This window comes from Micromonospora sp. WMMD956 (genome assembly GCF_029626125.1).
GTDB classification, from domain to species: Bacteria; Actinomycetota; Actinomycetes; order Mycobacteriales; family Micromonosporaceae; genus Micromonospora; species Micromonospora carbonacea.
The window spans coordinates 3,210,338-3,233,290 of sequence record NZ_JARUBI010000005.1; the positions used below are offsets into that span (position 1 = coordinate 3,210,338).

The following is a 22,953-nucleotide window of genomic DNA, read 5'->3' on the forward strand; positions in this document are numbered from 1 at the left end:
AGGATGGATGGTGTACCTGTGACTAGGGGCTTGGTCACCCTGGTGAACCCGAACAAGGTTCATCCACCGATCGCGCCGTACGCCCTGGACGTGCTCACCACCGCGCTGGAGCACTCCGGCTATACCGTCGAGGTGGTCGATCTGACCTTCCGCCGCGACGACTGGCAGGTCGTTGTCGCCGAGTACTTCTCGGTGCGGCAACCACTGCTCGTGGGGGTGACGGTGCGGAACACCGACACCACGTACGCGCTGGAGCAGCGTCCCTTCGTCGACGAGCACAGGGAGATCATCCGCGCGGTCCGGCAGCGGACGAACGCGCCGCTCGTGGCGGGCGGGATCGGCTTCTCGACCATGCCCTTCGCCCTGGTCGACTACTTCGGGGTCGACTTCGGCGTCAAGGGGCCGGGCGAGGTGATCATCTGCGACCTCGCCGATGCGCTGGCCGAGGGACGCGACCCGCGGTCGGTCGGTGGCCTGCTCGTCAACGAGGGCGGCGGACGGGTCGTGTCGGTCCCCGCCCGGCCGCCGGTCGCCGGCGCGGGTCCGCTGGCCCGGGCCGGGCACAACGAGAGCCGCCTCTGGCAGGTCAACCGCCGCGACAGCTACCACCGTCGCTCCGGAGACCCGTTGAAGGTGGACAACCTCGCCTACTACCGGCAGAGCGGGATCGGCAGCATCCTGACCAAGAACGGGTGCGTCTACCGCTGCTCGCACTGCGTCGAGCCGGATGCGAAGGGCACCCAGTTCGCCCGGCGGGGCATTCCGGCGGTGGTGGACGAGATCGAGTCCCTGGTCGCTCAGGGCGTGCACGACCTGCACACCACCGACAGCGAGTTCAACCTCGCCATCGGCCACAGCAAGGCGCTGCTCAGGGAGATCGTCCGCCGCAGGAACACCGACCACTCCGGGCCCCTGCACGACCTGCGGTTGTGGATCTACTGCCAGCCGGCCCCGTTCGACGAGGAGTTCGCCGAACTGCTGGCCGCCGCGGGTTGTGCCGGAGTGAACGTCGGTGCCGACCACGTCCGCCGGGACCTCCTCGACGGCTGGAAGGTCACCGCCGGTGGCTCGCAGTTCTACGCCTTCGAGGACACCGTGCGCCTGGTGGAACTCAGTCACCGCTACGGCATGCGGACCATGGTCGAGGCGCTCTTCGGTATGCCCGGCGAGACCCGCGAGACGATGCGGCGGTGCGTGGACGAGTTCATGGCGCTCGACGCCCACGTCACCGGGTTCAGCCTCGGGCTGCGGCTCTTCCCGTACACGGCGCTCGGCATCCGGATGGCCGAGCAGTGCGCGGGGGTGCGGACGGTGCCCGGGTTGCAGTCGAACAACGCCCGGGAGCCGATCGTGCTGAAGCCGCTCGCCATGTGTTCGGGCCCCGTCGAGTACGAGCGGCAGTTCATGTTCGACGACGACGGTGGCTTCCGCCTGGTCTGCTACTTCTCACCGGACCTGCCTGAAGACCCGGCCCGGGTGTCGGACCCGGCGGGGCGCTGGCGGCAGTCGGTGCAGTTCCTCTGGGACCAGATACCCGCCCGGGAGCACTACCGGGTCATGCTGCCCACCGTCGCGGGCATGAGCGAACACGACAACAACTACGCCGACAACCCGTTCCTGCTCAGCCTGTGCCGACTGGGCTACTCCGGCGCCTTCTGGTCGCACTGGCGGGAGCGTCGGTCGATCCTCCAGGAGGCCCATGACCGGGGCGTGCTCGAAGCAGCGACCGGCTGATCCGGGGCGACCGAGCGTCGGGGCGGACGGGCCGCAAGAGAGGAGGACGAGCCGATGACCGGAGACCTGGGTGGACGGTTGGCGGTGGTGAGCGGGGCCGGGCGCGGAATCGGGCGGCACCTGGCGCTCGGTCTGGCCCGCGCCGGCATGGACGTGGCGCTGCTCGGCCGGCGGCCGGCGGGACTGGCGGACACCGCGCGGGAGTGTGCCCGGTTCGGAGTGCGGACCCGCACGTGCCCGGTCGACGTCCGGCAGCCCGCCGCCGTCCGGGCGGTGGTCGACGAGGTGGCGGACCGGCTGGGCGGGATCGACCTCGTGGTCAACAACGCCGGTATCGCCGACCACGACGAGAAGCCGCCATGGGAGGTCGATCCGGACCGCTGGTGGGACGTGCTGGAGACGAACCTGCGGGGTTCGTTCAACCTCTGCCGGGCGGTGCTGCCGGCGATGATCGAAGCCGGCGCCGGCCGGATCGTCAACATCAACTCGAACGTGGCCACGAAGCGGGACATCCGGTACTCGGCGTACGGTACCTCCAAGGCGGCCCTGCTCGCGCTCTCGGACACCCTCGCCGGGCCGCTCCGCCCCCACGGGGTGTCGATCTTCGACATCAGCCCGGGCATGGTCCTCACCGACATGTCCGCACGGATGACGGCCTGCCTGGAGCGCAACCAGTGGGTGAGCGTCGACCTCGTCGTCGGCGCCGTCATCGCGGTGGCCCGCGGCGAACTCGACCCGCTCAGCGGCAGGTACCTGCACGTCGGGGTCGACGACCTGGCCGAGCTCGCGGCCCGCGCCCGCGCCGGCCTCCCGGACGGCATCCGGACGCTGCGCCTCGTTCCCCACGGCGTCGACGACCCGTTGGCCTGACACTCACCTGGAGGTTCGGCGTGCCCATCCGCCTTCGGCCCGACCTGGCGGCCCTGCCGCCCTACGCGCCCGGCACGATGCCGCCCGTCGCGATCAACCTCGCCGGCAACGAGGTCCGGGCCGAGCTGCCCGACAGCGTCCTCAAGGCGATCGGCGACGCGGCGACGCGCAGCGGACGGTATCCCGACCCGACGGCGTCAGCCCTGGTGGCCCGGCTGGCCGAGCGGCTCGACGTCGCCACGCGGAACGTCGTGGTCGGCTGCGGCTCGGTGACGCTCTGCCACCAGGCGGTGCAGGCCACCTGCGCGGCCGGCGAGGAGGTGCTGTTCCCCTGGGTGTCGTTCGAGGCGTATCCGGTGATCGCCCGCATCGTCGGGGCCACCCCGCGACCGGTGCCGCTGGCCGAGGACTGGTCGCCCGACCTGCCGGCGCTGCTGGCGGCCATCGGGCCGGCGACCCGGGTCGTCTTCCTGTGCGCCCCCAACAACCCGACCGGCGCGCAACCGGGGGCCGACGCCCTGCGGGACTTCCTGGCCGCGGTTCCGCCCTCGGTGCTGGTGATCATCGATGAGGCGTACCGGGAGTTCGCCGTCGGACCCGACGTTCCCGACGGGGTGGCGCTGGCCCGGGAACTGTGGCGTCAGGGGCGGGACAACGTGGCGGTCCTGCGCACCTTCTCCAAGGCGCACGGCCTGGCCGGCCTGCGGCTCGGCTACCTGGTCGGCGCCGAGACGGTCACGGCGGCCCTCGGCAGGGTCCAGGTGCCGTTCGGGGCGAGCACCGTGGCCCAGGCCGCCGCGCTCGCCTCGCTCGACGCGGAGGACGAGGTCGTCGAACGGTGCCGGACGATCGTCCGCGAGCGGGACCGCGTGCGCCGGCTGCTCGTCGACGCCGGGTATCAGGTGCCGCCGAGCCACGGCAACTTCCTGTGGCTGCCGATCGGCGCCCGGTCCGCCCGTTTCGCCGCCCACTGCCGCGACCACGGCATCGCCGTACGGGCCTTCGGGGCAGACGGGGTACGGATGACCATCGGCACCACGGCGGAGAACGACGCCTTCGTCGCCGCCGCGCGGGCCTACGGGGAGCAGCCGGTCGGCACGGCCGGCCGGACGAGCAGGAGGGACCAGCATGGAGACGTCGGCTGACTGGACGGAGGTCGAGCGGCGGTTCGCCGCCGCCACCAGCTACTGGGTGTGTACCGTGCGGGCGGACCTGCGACCGCACGCCGTGCCCGTCTGGGGGGTGTGGTGGCGGGGCACCCTGGCGTTCTCCTCGGTGGGCGCCAGTGTCAAGGTGCGCAACCTCCGGCACAACGACCGGGTGTCGGTGCACCTGGAGAGCGCGAGCAGCGTGGTGATCCTGGACGGCCACGCCACCGAGGTCACCGACCGGGAGGCCCTGGTCGAGCTCGGCGAGTGCTTCACGACGAAGTACCGCGCGCTCGGCGGCGGAGCGTACGACCTCGTCGCCGCCCACGGCATGGGGATGACGGTCTGGGCCGTGCGGCCGACGGCGGCGCGCAGTTGGCAGGCCGGCGGCGCCTTCGCCTCGTCGCGCTGGACGTTCGCCGACGACGGCTCGGTGGCGCTGTCTCGCTCGTCGTTGGCGGCGGACGCCGATGCCGTACCCGGGTAGACCCGCGCACGACAAGCGGTTCGGCGACTGGCCGCGCACCGGGTCGGGCATCTGCCGGGAGTCGTTCAACGACCCCGACGGCTGGCGGGAACAGTCAGAACGCGCAGTACATGACGTGCAGGCCGACCCGGCCCAGGGCCGGGTGCGCGAACGCGCCGGGCACGGTGCCGACCACCTCGAAGCCGAGCCGGCGGTAGATCCCGACCGCCGCGCGGTTGCTTTCGGCCACCGCGTTGAACTGCATCCCGGCGTAGCCGCGCCCGCGCGCCCAGTCCAGCGCGTGCCGGCACAGGGCCGTGCCGACCCCGCGCCCCCGCGCGTCGGCCGCCACCATGAAGCTCGCGGTGGCCACGTGCGATCCCGGCCCCGGCCGGTTGGTGCCCATCTTGGCCGTGCCGAGCACCCGGTCGCCGTCGACCGCCACGACGGTCCGCCCGGGCGGGCGTTCCACCCAGACGTCGTACGCCTGTTCCCTGGTCATCGCCGGGTCGTAGGTGAAGGTGTCCCCGGCCCGGACGACCCCGGCGACGATCTCCCACACCCGGGGCCAGTCGGTGTCGGTGAACTCCCGGATCAGCACGCCGCGACGCTACCGGAAGCGGGGCTGGTGGTGCTGGCACCACCATGGGCGGTGGTGTGCCCTGGACGACGGTCGGGCAGTGGGCGGCAATGACCCGGCCCGGAAAGGTCGACATGCTCGAATGCATGACGACGACGCGGAGAACCACCCCCAAGCAGTCCCGCCTGGTGCGTGCCACCGCGATCCTGGCGACCGCCGCAGCCGTGCTGGCCGCCCCCGGGGTCGCCACGGCCGGGGCCGACGGGCGCCCGGTGGCGTCCACCGCCGCCCGGCCGGGCGGCGACGCCGTGCTGGAGGACGTCGCCCGCCGGATGCTGGCGGTCGGCCCGCCCGGGTACGCGGCCCGGATCGGCGACGGCCACCGGGTGACCCGGACGGCCGCCGGCCTCGCCGACATCGCCACCGGGCGACGCATGTCCGCCCGCGACCAGTTCGAGGCGGGCAGCAACACGAAGACGTTCACGGCGGTGCTCGCCCTGCAACTGGTGGACCGTGGGCAGCTCAAGCTGGACGCGCCGGTCTCCCGGTATCTGCCGGGCGTCGTGCCGAACGGCCGGAACGTCACCGTCCGGATGCTGCTCAACCACACCAGCGGCCTGTTCAGCTACACCGGCGACGAGGCTTTCATGGCCGGCCTGGCGAGCGACCCGCAGCGGGTGTGGACCCCACGGGAGCTGCTCGCCGTGGCGTTCGCGCACGAGCCGAACTTCGCCCCGGGTGCGGGCTGGTCCTACTCCAACACCAACTACACGCTGCTCGGGATGATCATCGAGAAGCTGACCGGCAAGGGCCTGCCGGAGCTGGTGCGGCAGCGCATCGCCGCGCCGCTGGGCCTGCGGCACACCTACTTCGCCGACCCGCGCGCGGTCCGCACCGGCCCCGGCTACGCCCACGGCTACGGGGTGAAGCTCGCCGGCCCGCAGCCCCGCTACGTCGACACGGCCACCTGGCCGATCGGCGGCTGGGGCGGTGCCGCCGGGGCCGTCATCTCCACCACCGACGACCTCGCCCGGTTCTTCTCCGCCGTGCTGCGGGGCGAGCTGTTCTCGGCCGCGCAGCTCAGGCAGATGACGACCACGGTCGAACTGCCGGCGGACTTCCCCATGAAGGGCGGCTACGGACTCGGGCTGATCAGGCTCGACTCGGCGTGCGGCACGGTGTGGGGCCACGGCGGCGACACCCTCGGCCACCACAGCATCGCCCTGGCGACCGCCGACGGCCGGCGCACCGTGGTCAGCGTCGCCAACGCCGAGCCGTTCGACGCCGAGCCCAACGCCGGCTGGGACCGCTACTACACCGTGGCCATGGCCGCCACCGACGCGTCCGTCTGCGCCATGCTCGGCAAGCCGGTGCCGGCCTCCGTGCTCAAGGACCTGCACAGCGTGGTCGGGTAACCCGGTCGGGTCGGGGCGGTGGCGGCATCCGGAAACGGGGATGCCGCCGCCGCCCCGTCGCTCGCGTCAGCCGTAGATCTTGCGCTCGTAGGCCGGGCCGTAGTAGGCCTCCAGGTCGGCCAGGCTCTCCGTCGGGACTTCGAGCTCCTTGGCCAGCCGGGCCCGCGACGGCAGCGCGTCGGGCTGCCAGGTCTCCGGCCGCCACAGCTCCGAGCGGAGGAACGCCTTCCCGCAGTGGAAGAAGATCTGCTCGATCTCCACGACGATCGCCAGGACGGGCCGGTGGCCCCGGACCACCATGTCGTCGAAGAACGGGGCGTCGCGCACCAGGCGGGCCCGGCCGTTGATCCGCAGCGTGTCCGTCCGGCCGGGGATCATGAAGATCAACCCGACGTGCGGGTTCGCCACGATGTTGTGGTAGCCGTCCGCCCGCCGGTTGCCCGGGCGCTCCGGGATCGCGATCGTCGTGTCGTCCAGCACCAGGGCGAAGCCGGGCGGGTCGCCCTTCGGCGAGACGTCGCAGGCCCCGTCCGCGCCGGCCGTGGCGACCAGGCAGAACGGCGAGGCCGCCAGCCACTGCCGGTCCCGCTCGTGCAGGGCCCGCCGCTCCTTGGTCACCGCCCGGGGCAGCGGCGCGCCCAGCAGCTCGCGCAGTTCCTCGTGCGAGGTGATCTCCACCGTCACGTCAGCCTCCCCGTAACCGTTGATCCCGGTGGCGGCCCCGGCGGCGCTGCCCGGCCGTCGGGTCGAGCCTAGCGAGCGCCGCGAGCGCGAGGTTTGTCACCGGCCGTCCCGGGTACGGCCCCACGCAGCGCAGCCGAGCCGGAACAGCAGTCCAGCCGAGAACCAGCAGCCAGCCCGCAACCGTGCACGGACGACCAACGGAGGCCGCGATGGAGAGCCGACTCAAGGTGCTCGGGCACCCCGTGCACCCGATGCTGATCACGTTCCCGGTCGGCCTGCTGGTCACCGCCGTGATCTTCGACGTCGTCGACACCGTCGGCGGCCCGGCCTTCCTCGGCGAGGTGGCGTACTGGAACATCACCGTCGGCCTGATCGGCGGCCTGCTGGCCGCGGCGGCCGGCGCGTTCGACCTGCTGGCCATCCCCACCGGCACCCGCGCCAAGCGGGTGGGCCTCACCCACGCCGCCGCCAACCTCGCGGTGATCCTCCTCTTCGCCGCCGTCTGGGTCGTCCGGCTCAACGCCGAGTCGCGGGCCGCCGGCGGCGCGCTGATCGCCATCGAGGTCGTCGCGCTGGCCATCCTCGGCGCGAGCGCCTGGCTCGGCGGCGAACTGGTCGACCGGCTCGGCGTCGGCGTCGACACCGACGCCGGCCTCGACGCGCCCAGCTCGCTGCGGCCCCAGGCCGCCGGCCAGCGGATCGGAGACGTGCGATGAGCCAGCAGCCCGACGGCCGTGGCCGGCGCGGCCGGCAGCAGAGCTGGGACCCGATGGGGGAGCTCCAGTCGCTGCGCGCCGAGCTGAGCCGCCTCGTCGGCGGCGGCCGGTCCGGCCCGCCCGAGGTGGAGCTGGGCGAGACCGCCGACGGCTGGGAGGTCGTCGTCCGGCTGCCCGGCGTGGCCCCCGAGGAGGTGGCCGTCGAGCTGGACGACCGGGAGCTGTGCGTCCGGGCCCGGTCGGAGGCCGAGGTCAACGCCGACCAGGGCATCCCCGGCGGCTTCGAGACCCGGGGCTTCGAGTACCGCGTCGGCCTCCCGGCCCGGGTCGACCCCGACCGCATCGACGCCGTGATGGACCACGGGCTGCTGCGGGTCCGGCTGCCCCGGGCCGCCCGGCCCACCCCGCGCACCATCACCGTCGGCCGCACCGGCTACCGGGGGGCGGGCCGGCAGGGGAGCACCGCCGGTCACGCCGGCACGGGCGCACCCGCCCCCGTCGACCCCGCCGCCGACCGGGAGCTCCACCACCCGGACGCGGCCGTCGACGAGATCGACCGGCCGTAGCGGGCCGGGCAGGGATGGGCACCCCGTCGACGTCCGGCCCGCTGGGCGGCGCCGCCGCGCCGGCCGCGCCCGGCGGGCGCGTCCCCGGCGTCGCGCGGATCGCCGTGCTGCGCGCCAACGCGCTCGGCGACTTCATCTTCATCCTGCCCGCGCTGGAGGCGCTGCGCGCCGCGTACCCGGAGGCGGAGATCGTGCTGCTCGGCGCGCCGTGGCACGCGCAGCTCTGGCGCGACCGGCCCGGCCCGGTGGACCGGGTGCTGGTGGTCCCGCCCGCGCCCGGCATCCGCGAGCCCGTCGCGGACGAGCCGCAGACGCCGATGGACGACTTCCTGGCCGCCGCCCGCGCCGAACGCTTCGACCTGGCGCTGCAACTGCACGGCGGCGGGGGCAACTCCAACCCGATCGTCGGCGCGCTCGGCGCGCGGGTCACCGCCGGGCTGCGCGCCGAGGACGCCCCGCCGCTGGACCGGTGGATCCGCTACGTCTACTACCAGCACGAGGTGCTGCGCTACCTGGAGGTGGTCGGCCTGGTCGGCGCGCCACCCGCCGGGATCGTCCCCACGCTGGCGGTCACCGCCGCCGACCGGGCCGAGGCCGACGGGGTGCTCGGCCCGCCGGGGCGGCCCCGGGTGGCCCTGCACCCGGGGGCCACCGACACGCGGCGGCGCTGGCCGGCCGGACGGTTCGCCGAGGTCGCCCGCGCCCTGGCCGGCGACGGCTACGAGGTGCTGGTCACCGGCACCCCCGCCGAACGGGACGTGGTGGACCGGGTGGTCGCGGCGGCCGGCGTGCCGGTGCGCCCGCTCGTCGGCGCGCTCGGCCTCGGCGGGCTCGCCGCCTGCTACGCCGGCTGCGCGCTGGTGGTCTCCAACGACACCGGCCCGCTGCACCTGGCCGGCGCCGTCGGCACCCCCACGGTGGGGGTCTACTGGATCGGCAACCTGATCAACGGGGGGCACCTGCTGCGCGGCCGGCACCGCCCGATCGCCTCCTGGACGGTGCGCTGCCCGGTCTGCGGCGTCGACTGCACCCCCGGGATCTACCCGCACCGCCCCGGCGACGGCGAGTGCCCGCACCGGGACTCGTTCGTCGCCGACGTGCCGGCGATCGAGGTGCTGGAGGCGGCCCACGACCTGCTGGCCGGGTAAGGAAGGGCCCCCTGTTAACGCATTCGGTCGAGAAGGGTCCCCTTCTCACACCCGCTCGGGGGAGTCGGCGAGCACGACCTCCCACGCCTCGACGTCCCGCTCGGTGACCGTGGTCGGCGACTCCAGGTGGTAGGCGCCGCTGGGCAGGACGCCCGCGCCGCCGTGGCGCTCCAGCACCGCGAGCTGGGCGGCCACGTCCTCGCCTTGGTGGTTGGGCTGCACCCGCCGCCAGAAGTCGAAGCCGCCCGAGTCGACCAGCGCCGCCCGGTCGTACAGCACGCACCCGCCGACCCAGGAGACCTTGTACGCCCGCCACGCCCCCGCCGGCAGGCGCAGCCCCGCGGTGACGTGCAGCAGGTTCGCCGCCGAGTGGATCGACGCCCGCTGCCACTGCGGGGTGCCGGGGCGGACGCGCTCCGGCACCGGCCGGCCCGCCCACTCCTCGTAGTGCCGGTGGGTCTGCGGCCGGACGTCGTCGACGTACGACAGCCCGTGCACCGCGTTGCCGACGAAGCCGCAGCCCAGCTCGCCGATCGCGGTGACCAGCCGGCGCAGGGTGCCCGGCTCCAGCCAGACGTCGTCGTCGAGGCAGAGCACGTACCGGGCGACCGAGGCGGCCAGCAGGTACGCCCGGTGCTCGGCCAGCCCCCGCCGCGGCAGCCGCCGGGTCAGCAGCACCGGGTGGCCCCGGTGGCGCAGCGCCCGCACCATCGTCGCGGCGGCCGGGTGGGCGTACGCGGGGTCCCCGTCGGACTGGTCGCTGACCACCACGCCGAACCCGGCGACGCCCTCCTGGGCGGCCAGCCCGGCGAGGGTGACCGCCAGCTCGGCGGGCCGGTTGCGGGTCGGGATCAGCACGTCGAGCTGCCGCCCGCGGCGGAACCCGTCGGCCGTGCCGGGGTCGAGCGGTCGGTCGACGCGACCCGAGGCGGGGGAGGCCGGTCGGTTCACGCCGGCCGGCCCGGCGTCGACGCCCGGGAACCGCGCGCGTCCACCTGCTCCGGCTCGACCGGCACGGCCGCGTGGCGGCGCGCGTCCACCTGCTCCGCCTCGCCCGGGACAGCCGGTCGGCCGCGCGCGTCCACCCGCTCCGGCCCGCCCGGCACGGTCCCGTGGCCGTGCGCCCGGATGCGGTCGATGATCGCGGAGGTGGACCGGTCGGGCACGTAGCCGAGGGTGCGGACCTGTCCGCCGAGCCGGCGCACCAGCGGGGCCTCCGGCACCATCTCCGGCGGGTAGTCGCCGCCCTTGACGTACACGTCGGGGCGGACGACCTCGATCAGGCCCGCCGGGGAGTCCTCCTCGAAGATCACCACGTGGTCCACGCAGGCCAGGGCGGCGAGCAGGGCGACCCGGTCCTCCACCGGGTTGACCGGCCGGTCCGGGCCCTTCAACCGGCGTACGCTGCCGTCGGAGTTGACCGCCACCACCAGTAGGTCCCCGAGGGCCCGCGCCTGCTCCAGGTAGCGCACGTGCCCCGGGTGCAGCACGTCGAAGCAGCCGTTGGTGAAGACCACCGCCCGGCCCGCGCCGCGCTGGGTCTCCACGATGGCCGCCAGCTCGTCCGGGGCCACCAGCACGGGGTGCCCGGCGTCGTCGCCGCGCGCGCCGAGCGCGTGCAGCAGGTCCTCCCGTCGGCACACGCAGGTGCCGGTGTCCGACACGGTGATGGTGGCGGCGAGCTGGGCGAGCTGCGCGGCGGTCGGCAGGGGCGCGGCGGCGGCCAGCGCCAGCGTCATCGCGGCCAGGTAGGCGTCCCCCGCGCCGACGGCGTGGCTCGCCGGGACCGGGGTGCTGTGGCTGCGCCGGGAGGCGCCGTCCGCGCCGCCGACCACCGCGCCCTCGGTGTCCAGGGTCACCGCGACCACGTCCGCCCCGGTGTGCGCGCGCAGCTCGGCGAGGCGGGCCTCGGCCAGCACGGCCCGGTCCACCCCCTCGCCGGCCAGCGCGCTCACGGTGACGCCGGTCCCGGTGACGCTGAGCCCGTCGCCGGTCATCGCCACCCGGTCCTCGCCGGGCGTCGGCTCGCCGGTCCCGCCGGTGGGCGGGCCGAGCGGCGCCCCGGCCGGCGGCGGCGCGGCCTCCGGGACTCCGGCCCCCGGGACTCCGGTCCCCGGGACTCCGGTCCCCGGGACTCCGGCCCCCGGCACTCCGGCCCCCGGGACTCCGGCCCCCGGCGCTCCGGCCCCCGGCATCCCGGCCGGCGCGGAGACCGCCGGGGAACCCGCCGCGCCCGGCGCGGTGCCCACGCTCAGCTCCGAGGGCCCGTCCGTAGGGTCGGCCGCCGGGTGGTCCAGGTGCAGGTGCGAGTCGGTACGCGAGGCGGCGCGGGCGAGCAGCCGGGTCGCCTCCGCGAAGCTCGGGGTGACCACGGTCGGCGCGAGCCCCCGCCAGTCGGCCAGGTCGTGCGCGTCGAGGGCGATCGTGGCGTACCGGTCGCGGGCGGCGACCAGCCAGGCGCGGACGGGCGCGGGCAGCGCGCCCAGCCCGTAGTCGCAGACGACCAGGGTGGGCGTCTCGCCACCGGCGGCGGCCCGCAGCTCCTCGGTGGCGCATTCCAGGGCGGTCAGCAGCCGCTGCACCCCGTCGGTGTCGAGCGCGTCGTCGGGGCCGCCGGAGTCCTCGCGCAGCAGGATCTGGTTGCCGGCGAGCATCCGCCGCTTCACCGGGGTGTGCCGGCCGGGCTGGGCGACCGTGCGGTCCCAGACCCCGGCCCGGTCGAGGCAGTCGTGCAGCTCGTCCCCGGCGACGTCCGCGCCGACCGGGGCGACCAGCACCGCCCGTCCGCCGAGGGCGGCCACGTTGACGGCGGTGTTCGCCGCCCCGCCGGCCGCCGAGATGCGCCGGCGCAGGGTGAGGACGGGGGCCGGGGCCTCCCGGCAGAGCCGGTCGGACTCGGCGAACCGCCACTCGTCGAGCATGGCGTCGCCGATCACCAGCACGGGACGACCCAGCCAGCTCTCCACGACGGTGGCGAGCCGGCGCTCTTCCGCTGCTGCTCCTGCCATGTCACCCCGGGTCCCCCCGACCCGTGCGATCAAACCTGGCCGGTTTCGGGCGGCGGGCCCCGGGAACCGTCCAGAGGAACCCCGGAGAGGAGACACGACATGGCAGCGACGACACTGCGCGGCAGGCGGATCGCCTTCCTGGCCACCGACGGCGTGGAGGAGGTCGAGTACACCCGACCACGCGAGGCGGTCGAGAACGCCGGGGCGACGGCTGAGCTGGTCTCGCTCAAGCCGGGCAAGATCCAGGCATTCGACCATCTGGACCACGGCGGGACGTACGACGTGGAGGTGACCGTGGCCGACGCGGACGCCGACCGGTACGACGGCCTGGTGCTGCCCGGCGGGGTGGCGAACCCGGACTTCCTGCGCACCGACCCCGACGCGGTCCGGTTCGTGAGGGCGTTCTTCGACGCCGGCAAGCCGGTCGGGGTGATCTGCCACGGCCCGTGGACGCTGGTCGAGGCGGACGTGGTGCGGGGCCGCCGGATCACCTCGTGGCCGAGCCTGCGCACCGACCTGACGAACGCGGGCGCGACCTGGGTCGACGAGCCGGTCGTCACGGACGACGGGCTGGTCAGCAGCCGCAAGCCGGACGACCTGCCGGCCTTCTGCGCCAAGATCGTCGAGGAGTTCGCCGAGGGCCGGCACTGAGCGCGGCACGCTTCTTCCCGCCCGGCCGGCATGATCCGCGCCGGGCGGGATAGAAGGCGGGATGACCACGCAAGAAAGCCCGGTGTTGCACCCCCGGCAGCTACGCCTGCTCATGTTCGGCCTGATGACGGGCATGCTGCTCGCCGCGCTGGACCAGACCATCGTCGGCACGGCGCTGCCCACCATCGTCGGCGAGCTGGGCGGGATCGACCACTACTCGTGGGTGGTCACCGCGTACCTGCTCGCCTCCACCGCCTCCACCCCGCTGTACGGCAAGATGGCCGACCTGTACGGCCGCCGGCCGGTGTTCCTCTTCTCCATCGGGACGTTCCTGCTCGGCTCGCTGCTCGCCGGGCTGTCGCAGGACATGACCCAGTTGATCGTGACCCGGGGCGTGCAGGGCCTCGGCGCGGGCGGCCTGATGACGCTCGCCTTCACGATCATCTCGGACGTGGTGTCGCCCCGGGAACGCGGTCGCTACCAGGGCCTGTTCGGGGCGGTGTTCGGCATCGCCTCGGTGGCCGGGCCGCTGGTCGGCGGCTACTTCGCCGAGGCCAACTGGCGGTGGATCTTCTACCTGAACGTGCCGCTGGCGATCCTGGCCATCGTGGTCTGCTACCACGTCATGCGGCTCATCCCGTTCCAGCGGCGGGAGCACGCGATCGACTGGCTCGGCGCGGCGCTGCTGGTCGCCGGGGTGAGCTGCCTGCTGCTCGCGCTGAGCTGGGGCGGCACCTCGTACGCCTGGGGCTCCGCCGTGATCATCGGGCTGTTCGCGGCCGGTGCGGTGCTGGGCGGGCTCTTCCTGCTCCAGGAGGCCCGGGTTGCCGAGCCGATCCTGCCGCTGCGGCTGTTCCGCAGCCGGACGTTCGCGCTGGCCAACGGGGCGGGTTTCGTCCTCGGCCTGGTGATGTTCGGGTCGATCATCTTCATCCCGCTGTATCTCCAGATCGTCAAGGGCGCCTCGCCGACCCGCAGCGGCCTGCTCATGCTGCCGATGATGGCCGGCATCATCGTCACCTCGATCCTCACCGGCCGGGCGATGACCCGGATCGGCCGGTACAAGTGGTTCCCCGTCGCCGGGTCGGCGGTGCTGCTCGTCGGCATGCTGCTGTTCACCCGCCTGGCCGTCGACACGTCGCTGTGGCTGGCGTTCGGCTACCTGACGGTCATCGGCGTCGGGCTGGGGCTGTCGATGCAGTCGCTGATCCTCGCCGTACAGAACTCGGTGGGCCCCCGCGACCTCGGCGCGGGCACCTCCTCGGCGACGTTCTTCCGGTCGCTGGGCGGCTCGTTCGGGGTGGCGATCCTCGGTGCGGTGCTGTCGTCCCGGCTCGCCGACCAGCTCGCCGCCCGGATGCCGGCCGCGCTCGCGCAGCTCCCGCCGCAGCAGCGGGCGGCGGTGCTGGCCGGCGGCGGGAACAACGTGTCGATCAACGACCCGGCGACGATCCTGGCCCTGCCCGGCCCGGTGCGCGCCGCCATCCAGGCCGCCTTCGTGGAGTCGCTGCACCTGGTCTTCCTCACCACCGGGCTGATCGCCGTCGTGGCGGTGCTGGTGACCCTGGCGCTGCCGAACGAGAAGCTGCGCGGGGCGGGGCCGCGCGGCGCGGCGGGCGGGGCCGACCCGCTGGGCGGGAAGGCTCCCGCCCCGGGCGGCAAGCCGCTGGCGAAGGAGTCGCGGGCGGAGGCCGCCGCCGAGATGGAGGCCAAGAGCCAGACGATGCTGTGAGCCCCGCCCCGCCCCTTCCCGGGCGTGGTGGAGCCGGGCGGCCGGGCCCCGGCCCCCGGCTACTTGAGGATGAGGCGGTTGGCCTGCTCGAAGACGTCCAGGTCGGCGAGGGTCTCGGTGACGGAGGCCGACAGCGGGGCGGGGAACCGGTCGCGGTGGAAGAAGCCGGCGTCGGTGGTCTCGTCGGTGACCCGGACCAGCTCGCCGTCCCAGTCCTCGACGCGGAAGGCGACGGTGAAGAGCTGGTAGGTATGGCCGAACATGTTGGTGGTGATCCGGTCCGGTCCGGTGTAGAGGGCGAACGCCCCCACCCGCAGGGCGCGCAGCCCCGTCTCCTCGCGCACCTCGCGCACCGCGCAGTCGGCGATCGACTCGCCCAGCTCCATCGCGCCGGCCGGCATGGCCCAGTGGCCGTTGTCGGAGCGTTGGATCAGCAGCACCCGGCCGGCGCTGTCGCGGACCACCGCGCGAGCGCCGACGAACATCAGGGTGCGGTCACCGGCGAGGGCGCGAAGCTGCCCCACGTACGAGTCGGCCCAGGAGATGCTCACCCGGACAACCTAACGGGGGTTCCCAACGGATGACCGCCGACACTAGCTTGTTACCCATGCGTAGCACGATGATGGACGCCCCGCTCCAGGTCGCCCGGATCCTCGAACACGGCGCCACGGTGCACGGCGCCGCCGAGGTGGTCACCTGGACCGGCGGCGAGCCGCGGCGCATGTCGTACGCCGAGGTGGGGCGGGCGGCGGCCCGGCTGGCCCACGCGCTGCGCGACGAGTGCGGGGTGACCGGCGACGAGCGGGTCGCCACGTTCATGTGGAACAACAACGAGCACCTGGTGGCCTACTTCGCGGTGCCCAGCATGGGCGCGGTGCTGCACACGCTGAACCTGCGGCTCTTCCCCGACCAGGTCGCCTACATCGCCAACCACGCGCAGGACCGGGTGGTGCTCGTCGACTCGACGCTGATCCCGCTGCTGGCCCGGGTCATCGGCGAGCTGGCCACGGTGCGGCACGTGGTGGTCGTCGGCGGGGGCGACCCCGCCCCGCTGGTGGCGGCGGCGGGCGACCGGATCGCCGTACACCACTGGGACGCCCTGCTGGCCGGCAAGCCTGAGGTCTTCGACTGGCCGGAGGTCGACGAGCGCGACGCCGCCGCCCTCTGCTACACCTCCGGGACCACCGGCAACCCCAAGGGGGTGGCCTACTCGCACCGGTCGATCTACCTGCACTCGTTGCAGATCTGCATGCCGGAGGGGTTCGGCCTCGGGCCGACCGACCGGGAGCTGGCCATCGTGCCGATGTTCCATGCGATGTCCTGGGGGCTGCCGTACGCGGCGTTCCTCTCCGGCGCGTCGCTGATCATGCCGGACCGGTTCCTCCAGGCCGCCCCCATCGCCGCGATGATCGCCGCCGAGCGGCCCACCCTGGCCGGCGCGGTGCCGACCATCTGGACCGACCTGCTGGCCCACCTCGACGCGCACGACGTCGACACCTCCTCGCTGAAGGAGGTCATCGTCGGCGGCTCGGCCTGCCCGCCCGCCCTCATGCACGCGTTCGACGAGCGGCACCACGTCGACGTGATCCACGCCTGGGGGATGACCGAGATGTCCCCGCTGGGCTCGGTGGCCCGGCCGCCGGCGGGGGCGACCGGCGAGGACGCCTGGCGCTACCGGTACACGCAGGGCCGCGTCCCGGCCGGGGTGGCCGCGCGGATCGTGGGCCCGCTGGGCGAGCCGCTGCCCGCCGACGCCACCTCCGTCGGGGAGCTGGAGGTCCGGGGGCCGTGGGTGACCGCCCGGTACGTCGGCGACGACGCCCCGGACGAGGAGAAGTTCCGCGACGGCTGGCTGCGCACGGGCGACGTCGGGACGCTGTCGCCCGACGGCTACCTCACCCTCACCGACCGGGCGAAGGATGTGATCAAGTCCGGCGGCGAGTGGATCTCCTCGGTCGAGCTGGAGAACGCCCTGATGGCCCACCCGGCGGTGCTGGAGGCCTGCGTGGTGGGCGTGCCGGACGAGCGCTGGGACGAGCGGCCCCTGGCCACGGTGGTGGTCCGCGAGGGCGCCGAGGTGACCGCCGAGGAGCTGCGCGACTTCCTGGCCGGCTCGGTGGCGCGCTGGCAGCTGCCGGAACGGTGGGCGTTCGTCGAGGCGGTGCCGAAGACCAGCGTCGGCAAGTTCGACAAGAAGGTCGTCCGGTCCCGGTACGCCGAGGGGGGCCTGACTGTCCGGGAGTTGACGACGCCGTAACAATTTCAGGCGCACCGCCGCCTGAATGGGCAGGGAAGTACTCCTAGACCTCCCTCCCCCCAAGGGCGGCCCCGGCGTTCGCACCGCGCCGGGGCCGCCCGCCCAGGGGCGGTTCACCCGCCCCTCCATTCTTGCGAAACTTGTTCGGCTCTGTCCTGGCGACGGGGAAAACAGCCGGTGAACGCCCCACTCCGGTGCCGGCCCGGTCGACGCCCGCGCCCTACCCGGCGTCCGTCTCCCCGGCCGTCGTGACCAGCACCTTGCCGACCACCGAGTGCTCCACCGCCGCGTGGGCCGCCGCCGTCGCGGCCAGCGGGTGACGGTGCAGCGGCAGCCCGGCCTCCGCGCCCACCCGGATGCCGCCCTGCGCGGCGGCCGCCGACACGTCGGCGACGGCCTGCGCCTTGGCCGCCGCCGGGGCGGTGTAGACCAGCACGAACTGCCAGCGGGCGTTGGGGGCCATCAGCGGCCGGATCGGCAGCGTCACCTCGCCCCCGCCGTCGTCGGCGTAGACACAGACCGCCCCGCCGGCACGCAGCACCCGCACGTCGGTCGCCGCGTTGCGCGCCGCCGACACCTCGACGATCGTGTGCACGCCGTCCGGGGCGATCCTGCGGACCTCCTCGACGACGTCCTGCTCCCGGTAGTTCACGACGAACGACGCGCCGGCCGCCGCCGCGAGGTTGGCCTTCTCCGCGCTGCTGACGGTGGCGACGACGGTGGCGTCGGCCCAGCGGGCGAGCTGGATCGCCGCGTTGCCGACCGCGCCCGCCCCGCCCTGCACCAGCACGGTGTGGTCGGCGAGCGCCCCGGGGTGCAGCCGGCCCGGCATCGTCTCCCCGGCGGTGAGGCAACGGTGCGCGGTGAGGAACGGGATGCCCAGGGCCGCCCCCACGTCGAAGGAGGCGTCGCCGAGGGGCACCGCCTGCCGGACCGGCACCACCGTGTACTCGGCGGCGGTGCCCCACGGGCGTTGCCAGGCGGCCTCCCAGAGCCACACCCGCTCGCCGATCAGGTGCCGGTCGACCCCCGCCCCGACGGCCTCCACCACCCCGGCGCCGTCCTGGCCGGGGATCTGCCAGCCCGCCGGCGGGGGCGTGGCCCGGCGGGCCTTCCAGTCGGTCGGGTTCACCCCGGAGACGGCCACCCGGACGAGCACCTCGCCGGGCCCCGGCTCCGGCACCGGCCGGTCGACCAGGCGCAGCACCGAGGCGTCGCCGTTGCTCTCGTACACGATTGCCCGCATCGCCGTCGCTCCTCACCCTCGCCTGCGGCGGGCCCGTCGCGGACCCGTCCCCGGTCCGCTACCCGGGTGATCTCGCTTCATTCCGATCCCACCCGCCACCGGCACCGTATAACCAGGTACACGGAGGTAGGGGAGTGCTGATGCGGGACAAACCGGTGACGGGCGTGACGCCGCCCCCGACGGGCCGGGCCGCGCCGGGGGCAGCCCGGCCGGTGCCGGGCGCGGACCGGCCGAGTTCGGGGGCGGGACGCCTCGCACCGCCGCGTGCCGAACCACCGCGCCCAGCATCACCGCGTCCGGAACCACCGCGTCCGGAACCACCGCCGGCCCCCGGGGATCCGGCCGGGCGGCGGCTGCCGTGGACGAGCCGGAGCCGGGCGATCTGAGCCCGGCGCGGGGGCGGGGTGGCCATCCGGCCGGCTCCACCGCCCGCGCCGGGCCGGCCTACGCGGCCGGCTTCAGCACCACCTTCGAGTAGCCGGCCTCGCGCTTGTCGAAGCGCTGGTACGCCTCCGGCGCGTCGGCCAGCGGCAGCTCCTTGCTCACCACGAAGCTCGGCTTCGCCCGCCCCGCCATGATCATGTTCCGCAGGTACTCGTTGTACGACTTCACGTTGGCCTGCCCCGTCCCCATCCGCAGGCCCTTCTCGAAGAACTTGCCGACCTTGAACACCAGTTCGCCCCGGCCCGCCCGCTCGTCCGGCGCGCCCGGGTCGTGCGCCAGGTACAGCCCGACCACCCCGAGCGACCCGGTCGGCCGGACGACCTCCACGAGGCTGTTCAGCACCGCCGCCGGGTGCTCCTCGCCGCCCGCCCCGGACGCCTGGTAGCCCACCGCGTCCACTCCCCGGTCGGTGCCGACCCCGTCGGTCTGCTCGCGGATCTGCTCCACGGGGTCGCCGGCGGTGAAGTCGACCGGGATCGCGCCGATCGACTCGGCCAGCCGCAGCCGGTCGGGGACCTTGTCCACCAGGAACACCTCGGCCGCGCCCATCAGCAGCGCCGAGTACGCGGCCATCAGCCCCACCGGCCCGCCGCCCATCACGGTGATGTTCTCGCCGGGGCGCAGCCCGGTCATCGCCACCCCGTGATACCCGGTCGGGAAGATGTCGGCAAGCATCGCGAAGTCGTTCTCGTGCTCCGTGCCGGGCGGCAGCCGCAGGCAGTTGAAGTCGGCGAACGGCACCCGCAGGTACTCGGCCTGCCCGCCCCGGTACGGCCCCATCGCGACGTAGCCGTACGCGCCCCCGGCGAAGCCCGGGTTCACCGTGAGGCAGAACCCCGTCTTCCCCTCCCGGCAGTTGCGGCAGAACCCGCACGCCACGTTGAACGGCATCGAGACCCGGTCGCCCTTGCGGATGTGCACGACCCCGGGCCCGACCTCCTCCACCACGCCCATGTTCTCGTGGCCGAAGACGATGCCCGGCTCGGCCAGCGTGCGGCCCTCGTACATGTGCAGGTCCGAGCCGCAGATCGCGGTCGTGGTGATCCTGACGATCACGTCGTTCGGCGCCTCGATCCGCGGATCGGGGACCTCGTTCACCGCCACCTCGTGCGGCCCCTGGTACACCACAGCCCTCATGCCACCGACGGTAGGTGGGCAAGCCGGGTGAAGACCGCGATTCAGGCAGACCGGTCGGCCGATCCGCCTGATCCGTCGGCCCGGCCCCGTGGCCGCGCCGCCGGCCCGCAGTCAGCCGAGGTCGGCGACGACCTCCGGCGTCAGGTCACCCACCGCCGGCAGCACCACGGCCGCGAGCGCCTCGGCGTCCGGATCCAACGGGTACGCCCCGTGCGGCACCGCCACCACCCGCATCCCCGCCGCGGCGGCGGACCGCACCCCGTTCGAGGAGTCCTCCACCGCCACGCAGCGCGTCGGATCGACGCCGAGCCGCCGGGCCACCTCCAGGTAGACGTCCGGGGCCGGCTTGCCCCGCTCGGTCTCCTCCGTCGACAGGGTCGCGCCGAACGCCTCCGTCAGGCCCGTCGCCGCCAGCGCCGCCGCGATCAGCCGCGTCGGCGAGGAGCTGGCCAGCCCCAACGGCCACCGCGCCGCCAGCCGGCGCACCACCTCGTCGGCCCCGTCGATCACCGGTACGCGCTCGGCGTACCGCCGGGCCATCTCGTCGACCACCTCGACGGCCACCTGCTCGGCCGTCCGGTCGACGCCCAGCTCGCCGCTGAGGTAGCGGGCCCACTCGCCCGTGCTCATCCCCATCAGCCGCCGCTGGGTGTCGGGCTGCCAGGTGCCGCCGTGCGTCGCCACGTACGCCCGGCGCACCTCCTCCCAGACCGGCTCGGAGTCCACGATCACGCCGTCCAGGTCGAAGACCACCGCATCCGCCACGGCACCATCCTGCCCGAACCGCCGGCAGCCCGCCCTCCGGGGCGGCCCGCTACCGGCCTCGTCGGCGGCGGGTGGTCCGCCACCGGCAGCTCGGCGGCGGGTGGCCCGCCACCGGCCGCCCGGCCGGCGGTCCGGCGGCGTGCGCCGCGACCCCGGGGTGTCAGGCCGGCAGCGGCGGCAGGCGGATCGGGTTCTCCGGCGGGATCACCGTGTGCCCGGCCCGGGCCAACGGCTCCAGCAGCTCCCGCAGCCGGTCGGTGCGCTCCGCGCCGAGCGCCTGCCACGGGTGCAGGGCGGCCACGTCCGTGGCGTCCTCGACCGCCCGGAACTCCGCCCGGCCGTGCTCGGTCGGCTTCCCGTCGCCGGTCAGCCAGCCGCGCTCGGCGAGCCGCCCGGCCGCCGCCTCCCACTCCTGCGGCGACCAGCCCCGGCCCAGCAGGTTCAGCTCCGGCATGCCCTCGGCGACCCGCCAGGCGAGCGTCTCCACCGGGTCCAGGCCGGCGGCGACCAGCGCCGCGATGTGCCCGTCGCCCCGGTGCTCCCGCAGCGTCGTCGCGGCCTGCCACAGCCGGGCCAGCGGGTATTCGGCGGCCGGCAGGGCGGCGTTGGCCGCACCCAGCACCCGGCCCTCCGGCCGCGCCGCGCCGGCGGCCTCCTCCAGCAGCTCGGCGGCCTCGGCGAGGTGCCGCTCCGGCAGCTCGTACGCCAGCTCCGCCAGCGCCTGCACGGCACCGGTGAGCCGGGCCCGCAGCGCCTCGGCCGGGGTCACGAGCTGCCACACCGCCGGCACCGCCCGCGCCACCACGGGCGGGGCGAAGCTGAAGAACGCGGCCACCACCGGGGCGGCCTCCACGGCGCCCAGCGGGGCGACCCGGCCCGCGAAGTAGCCCCGCCAGAAGCCGCGCAGCCCGACCGCCTCGAACGCCGCCCGCGCCCGCGGATGGAAGTAGGTCACGGTGTGCACCGGCTCGAAGTGCGTCCACATCAGCCGGGCGAGCCCCGGATCGTCCAGCGCCGCCACGTGCACCTCCGCGTCGATGGGGTCACCGTGCGGCGGGCGGGACCGCCCACGGTGACCCCGAACCTACTGGTCGTAGGCGACGGGAAGAAGACTCCTGTGAACTACCGCACCAGGTGCGGGCTACTGCGCGGCGAGCACGTCGACGACGAACCGCAGCGGGCCGGCCGGCCGGCCGCCCGAGGAGTCGTTGCCGTACGCCAGGTCGGCGGGGATGTCGAGCTGGACCCGGCTGCCCACCTTGACCCCGACGAGCCCCTGGTCCCAACCCTTGATGACCTGGCCGACGCCGATCGGGAAGGTGGCCGGCTGGCCGCTGTTCCAGGAGGCGTCGAACTCCTTGCCGTCGGCGTAGAACACGCCCACGTAGTTGGTGGTGATCTGCTGCCCGGACTTCACCGCCGCGCCCTTGCCCTCGATCAGCGTCTTGACGGTGAGCTTCTTCAGCTCGCCCTTGCCCGCCTCGACCTTCGGCTTGGTGGCCAGTGCCGGGTCCGACCCCTCGGGAAGCTGCGGGGCGGGCGGCGCGCTGGGGGGCTGCTCCTCGGCCGGCGCGGTCGCCGACGGGGCGGAGGCCACCTCCTCCGGCGCGTCGTCCTTACCCTGGTTGACCACCACGAAAACGGTGATCAGCACGCCGACGACGGCGACACCGGCGAGCGCGCCGACGATCGACTGGAGGCGGCGCTTCTTCTCGGCGGCCTTCTTCGCCGCCAGCTGGGCGGCCAGCCGGCGCTCCGCCTTGCCCGGGCCCTGGCCCGCCGACCGGTTCTGCACACGCTCGCTCACGTCGACTCCCTGATCAAGAGGTGGGGGGCCCGGCGGCCGCTGCCGAGGCCAGCGCACACGGTACCCGCCCTGCTGCCCACGGTGCTGCCTCGGCCGCCACCCGTACCGGTCCGGCGGGCTGCGGTTGCCGGCGCGCGGGCGTCGACGGGGGTAGTTTTTCGACCATGGCGATCCTCACCGAAGAAGACCTGGCCCTGCTGGCCGAACCGCAGCTCGCCCACGTGGCCACCATCGAGCCCGACGGCAGCCCGCACGTCACGCCGGTCTGGGTGGACACGGACGGCGAGCACATCGTGTTCAACACCGCCAAGGGCCGGCAGAAGTACAACAACATCCAGCGGAACCCGGTCGTGGCCGTCTCCGTGGTGGACAAGGCCAACGACTTCCGCACCCTGTGGGTCAAGGGCACCGCCGAGTTCGTCGAGGAGGGGGCCGACGCGCACATCGACAGGATGGCGCAGAAATATCTCGGCCAGGAGACCTACCCGTTCGGGCAGCCCGGCGAGGTGCGGGTGATCGTCCGGATCACCCCCACCCAGAAGCTCGGCCGCGGCTGACCCCGCTTGCAAGGAAGGGCCC

22 protein-coding genes are annotated in these 22,953 nt (G+C 74.4%); 12 read left to right on the forward strand and 10 right to left on the reverse strand.

Features of this window, described 5'->3' with window-relative positions:
- Window positions 1-18: 18 nt before the first annotated feature.
- From tsrT to O7628_RS14795, 4 genes are read left to right on the forward strand one after another with little or no spacing between them, the layout of a single operon-like run.
- Window positions 19-1,734 (forward strand): tryptophan 2-C-methyltransferase, encoded by a 1,716-nt coding sequence (tsrT, locus tag O7628_RS14780; protein ID WP_278131146.1) that lies wholly within the window; start codon window positions 19-21, stop codon window positions 1,732-1,734.
- 54 nt (window positions 1,735-1,788) lie between these two features.
- The gene (locus O7628_RS14785) at window positions 1,789-2,604 is read left to right on the forward strand and encodes an SDR family oxidoreductase (protein ID WP_278131148.1); all 816 of its coding nucleotides are present in this window, start codon (window positions 1,789-1,791) and stop codon (window positions 2,602-2,604) included.
- A 20-nt stretch (window positions 2,605-2,624) separates the two neighbouring features.
- Entirely contained in the window at window positions 2,625-3,749 is a 1,125-nt protein-coding gene (locus O7628_RS14790) for a histidinol-phosphate transaminase (RefSeq protein WP_278131150.1), read from the forward strand.
- A complete protein-coding gene (locus tag O7628_RS14795) occupies window positions 3,733-4,239 on the forward strand; it encodes a pyridoxamine 5'-phosphate oxidase family protein (RefSeq protein WP_278131152.1) in 507 nt (168 codons plus the stop codon). The genes O7628_RS14790 and O7628_RS14795 overlap by 17 nt, the downstream gene beginning before the upstream one ends.
- Window positions 4,240-4,333: 94 nt before the next feature.
- On the opposite strand, the gene O7628_RS14800 is transcribed toward O7628_RS14795, so the two are convergent.
- Window positions 4,334-4,819, reverse strand: a complete 486-nt coding sequence (locus O7628_RS14800; protein WP_178063021.1) for a GNAT family N-acetyltransferase — start codon at window positions 4,817-4,819, stop codon at window positions 4,334-4,336.
- Window positions 4,820-4,944: 125 nt separating this feature from the next.
- Here O7628_RS14800 and O7628_RS14805 point away from each other — a divergent pair, with 125 nt between their 5' ends.
- A complete protein-coding gene (locus O7628_RS14805; RefSeq protein ID WP_278131155.1) occupies window positions 4,945-6,213 on the forward strand; it encodes a serine hydrolase domain-containing protein in 1,269 nt (422 codons plus the stop codon).
- A 66-nt stretch (window positions 6,214-6,279) separates the two neighbouring features.
- On the opposite strand, the gene O7628_RS14810 is transcribed toward O7628_RS14805, so the two are convergent.
- Window positions 6,280-6,897, reverse strand: a complete 618-nt coding sequence (locus tag O7628_RS14810; RefSeq protein WP_278131158.1) for a pyridoxamine 5'-phosphate oxidase family protein — start codon at window positions 6,895-6,897, stop codon at window positions 6,280-6,282.
- 209 nt (window positions 6,898-7,106) lie between these two features.
- On the opposite strand from O7628_RS14810, the gene O7628_RS14815 reads away from it, so the two are divergent.
- From O7628_RS14815 to O7628_RS14825, 3 genes are read left to right on the forward strand one after another with little or no spacing between them, the layout of a single operon-like run.
- Window positions 7,107-7,613, forward strand: coding sequence for a DUF2231 domain-containing protein (locus O7628_RS14815; protein WP_074475296.1), 507 nt, complete (start codon window positions 7,107-7,109; stop codon window positions 7,611-7,613).
- Window positions 7,610-8,179 (forward strand): Hsp20/alpha crystallin family protein, encoded by a 570-nt coding sequence (locus O7628_RS14820; protein WP_278131160.1) that lies wholly within the window; start codon window positions 7,610-7,612, stop codon window positions 8,177-8,179. The genes O7628_RS14815 and O7628_RS14820 overlap by 4 nt, the downstream gene beginning before the upstream one ends.
- Before the next feature lie 14 nt (window positions 8,180-8,193).
- Entirely contained in the window at window positions 8,194-9,327 is a 1,134-nt protein-coding gene (locus tag O7628_RS14825) for a glycosyltransferase family 9 protein (RefSeq protein ID WP_278131162.1), read from the forward strand.
- A gap of 45 nt (window positions 9,328-9,372) precedes the next feature.
- Here O7628_RS14825 and O7628_RS14830 read toward each other — a convergent pair whose 3' ends face one another.
- Together O7628_RS14830 and rfaE2 are read right to left on the reverse strand one after the other, a co-directional pair.
- Window positions 9,373-10,278, reverse strand: coding sequence for a glycosyltransferase (locus O7628_RS14830; RefSeq protein WP_278131165.1), 906 nt, complete (start codon window positions 10,276-10,278; stop codon window positions 9,373-9,375).
- The gene (gene rfaE2 / locus O7628_RS14835; RefSeq protein ID WP_278131167.1) at window positions 10,275-12,335 is read right to left on the reverse strand and encodes a D-glycero-beta-D-manno-heptose 1-phosphate adenylyltransferase; all 2,061 of its coding nucleotides are present in this window, start codon (window positions 12,333-12,335) and stop codon (window positions 10,275-10,277) included. The genes O7628_RS14830 and rfaE2 overlap by 4 nt, the downstream gene beginning before the upstream one ends.
- 99 nt (window positions 12,336-12,434) lie before the next feature.
- Here rfaE2 and O7628_RS14840 point away from each other — a divergent pair, with 99 nt between their 5' ends.
- On the forward strand, window positions 12,435-12,986 hold the full coding sequence (locus tag O7628_RS14840) for a type 1 glutamine amidotransferase domain-containing protein (RefSeq protein WP_278131169.1): 552 nt from the start codon (window positions 12,435-12,437) through the stop codon (window positions 12,984-12,986).
- Window positions 12,987-13,047: 61 nt separating this feature from the next.
- The gene (locus tag O7628_RS14845; RefSeq protein ID WP_278131171.1) at window positions 13,048-14,718 is read left to right on the forward strand and encodes an MDR family MFS transporter; all 1,671 of its coding nucleotides are present in this window, start codon (window positions 13,048-13,050) and stop codon (window positions 14,716-14,718) included.
- Between the two features lie 59 nt (window positions 14,719-14,777).
- On the opposite strand, the gene O7628_RS14850 is transcribed toward O7628_RS14845, so the two are convergent.
- The gene (locus tag O7628_RS14850; protein ID WP_074475290.1) at window positions 14,778-15,269 is read right to left on the reverse strand and encodes an NUDIX domain-containing protein; all 492 of its coding nucleotides are present in this window, start codon (window positions 15,267-15,269) and stop codon (window positions 14,778-14,780) included.
- Between the two features lie 56 nt (window positions 15,270-15,325).
- On the opposite strand from O7628_RS14850, the gene O7628_RS14855 reads away from it, so the two are divergent.
- The gene (locus tag O7628_RS14855) at window positions 15,326-16,975 is read left to right on the forward strand and encodes a fatty acid--CoA ligase (RefSeq protein ID WP_278131173.1); all 1,650 of its coding nucleotides are present in this window, start codon (window positions 15,326-15,328) and stop codon (window positions 16,973-16,975) included.
- Window positions 16,976-17,195: 220 nt separating this feature from the next.
- Here O7628_RS14855 and O7628_RS14860 read toward each other — a convergent pair whose 3' ends face one another.
- The 5 genes from O7628_RS14860 to O7628_RS14880 form a co-directional block, all read right to left on the reverse strand.
- Window positions 17,196-18,221, reverse strand: coding sequence for an NADPH:quinone reductase (locus tag O7628_RS14860; protein ID WP_278131175.1), 1,026 nt, complete (start codon window positions 18,219-18,221; stop codon window positions 17,196-17,198).
- Between the two features lie 444 nt (window positions 18,222-18,665).
- A complete protein-coding gene (locus O7628_RS14865; protein ID WP_074475287.1) occupies window positions 18,666-19,802 on the reverse strand; it encodes a glutathione-independent formaldehyde dehydrogenase in 1,137 nt (378 codons plus the stop codon).
- 111 nt (window positions 19,803-19,913) lie between these two features.
- A complete protein-coding gene (locus tag O7628_RS14870) occupies window positions 19,914-20,567 on the reverse strand; it encodes an HAD family phosphatase (protein ID WP_278131177.1) in 654 nt (217 codons plus the stop codon).
- A gap of 160 nt (window positions 20,568-20,727) precedes the next feature.
- Window positions 20,728-21,552 (reverse strand): hypothetical protein, encoded by an 825-nt coding sequence (locus O7628_RS14875; RefSeq protein ID WP_278136315.1) that lies wholly within the window; start codon window positions 21,550-21,552, stop codon window positions 20,728-20,730.
- Between the two features lie 156 nt (window positions 21,553-21,708).
- Complete coding sequence (locus O7628_RS14880) at window positions 21,709-22,374, reverse strand: FKBP-type peptidyl-prolyl cis-trans isomerase (RefSeq protein ID WP_278131178.1); 666 nt, start codon at window positions 22,372-22,374, stop codon at window positions 21,709-21,711.
- Window positions 22,375-22,538: 164 nt separating this feature from the next.
- On the opposite strand from O7628_RS14880, the gene O7628_RS14885 reads away from it, so the two are divergent.
- Window positions 22,539-22,931, forward strand: a complete 393-nt coding sequence (locus tag O7628_RS14885) for a PPOX class F420-dependent oxidoreductase (protein ID WP_278131180.1) — start codon at window positions 22,539-22,541, stop codon at window positions 22,929-22,931.
- The last annotated feature ends 22 nt before the right edge of the window (window positions 22,932-22,953 follow it).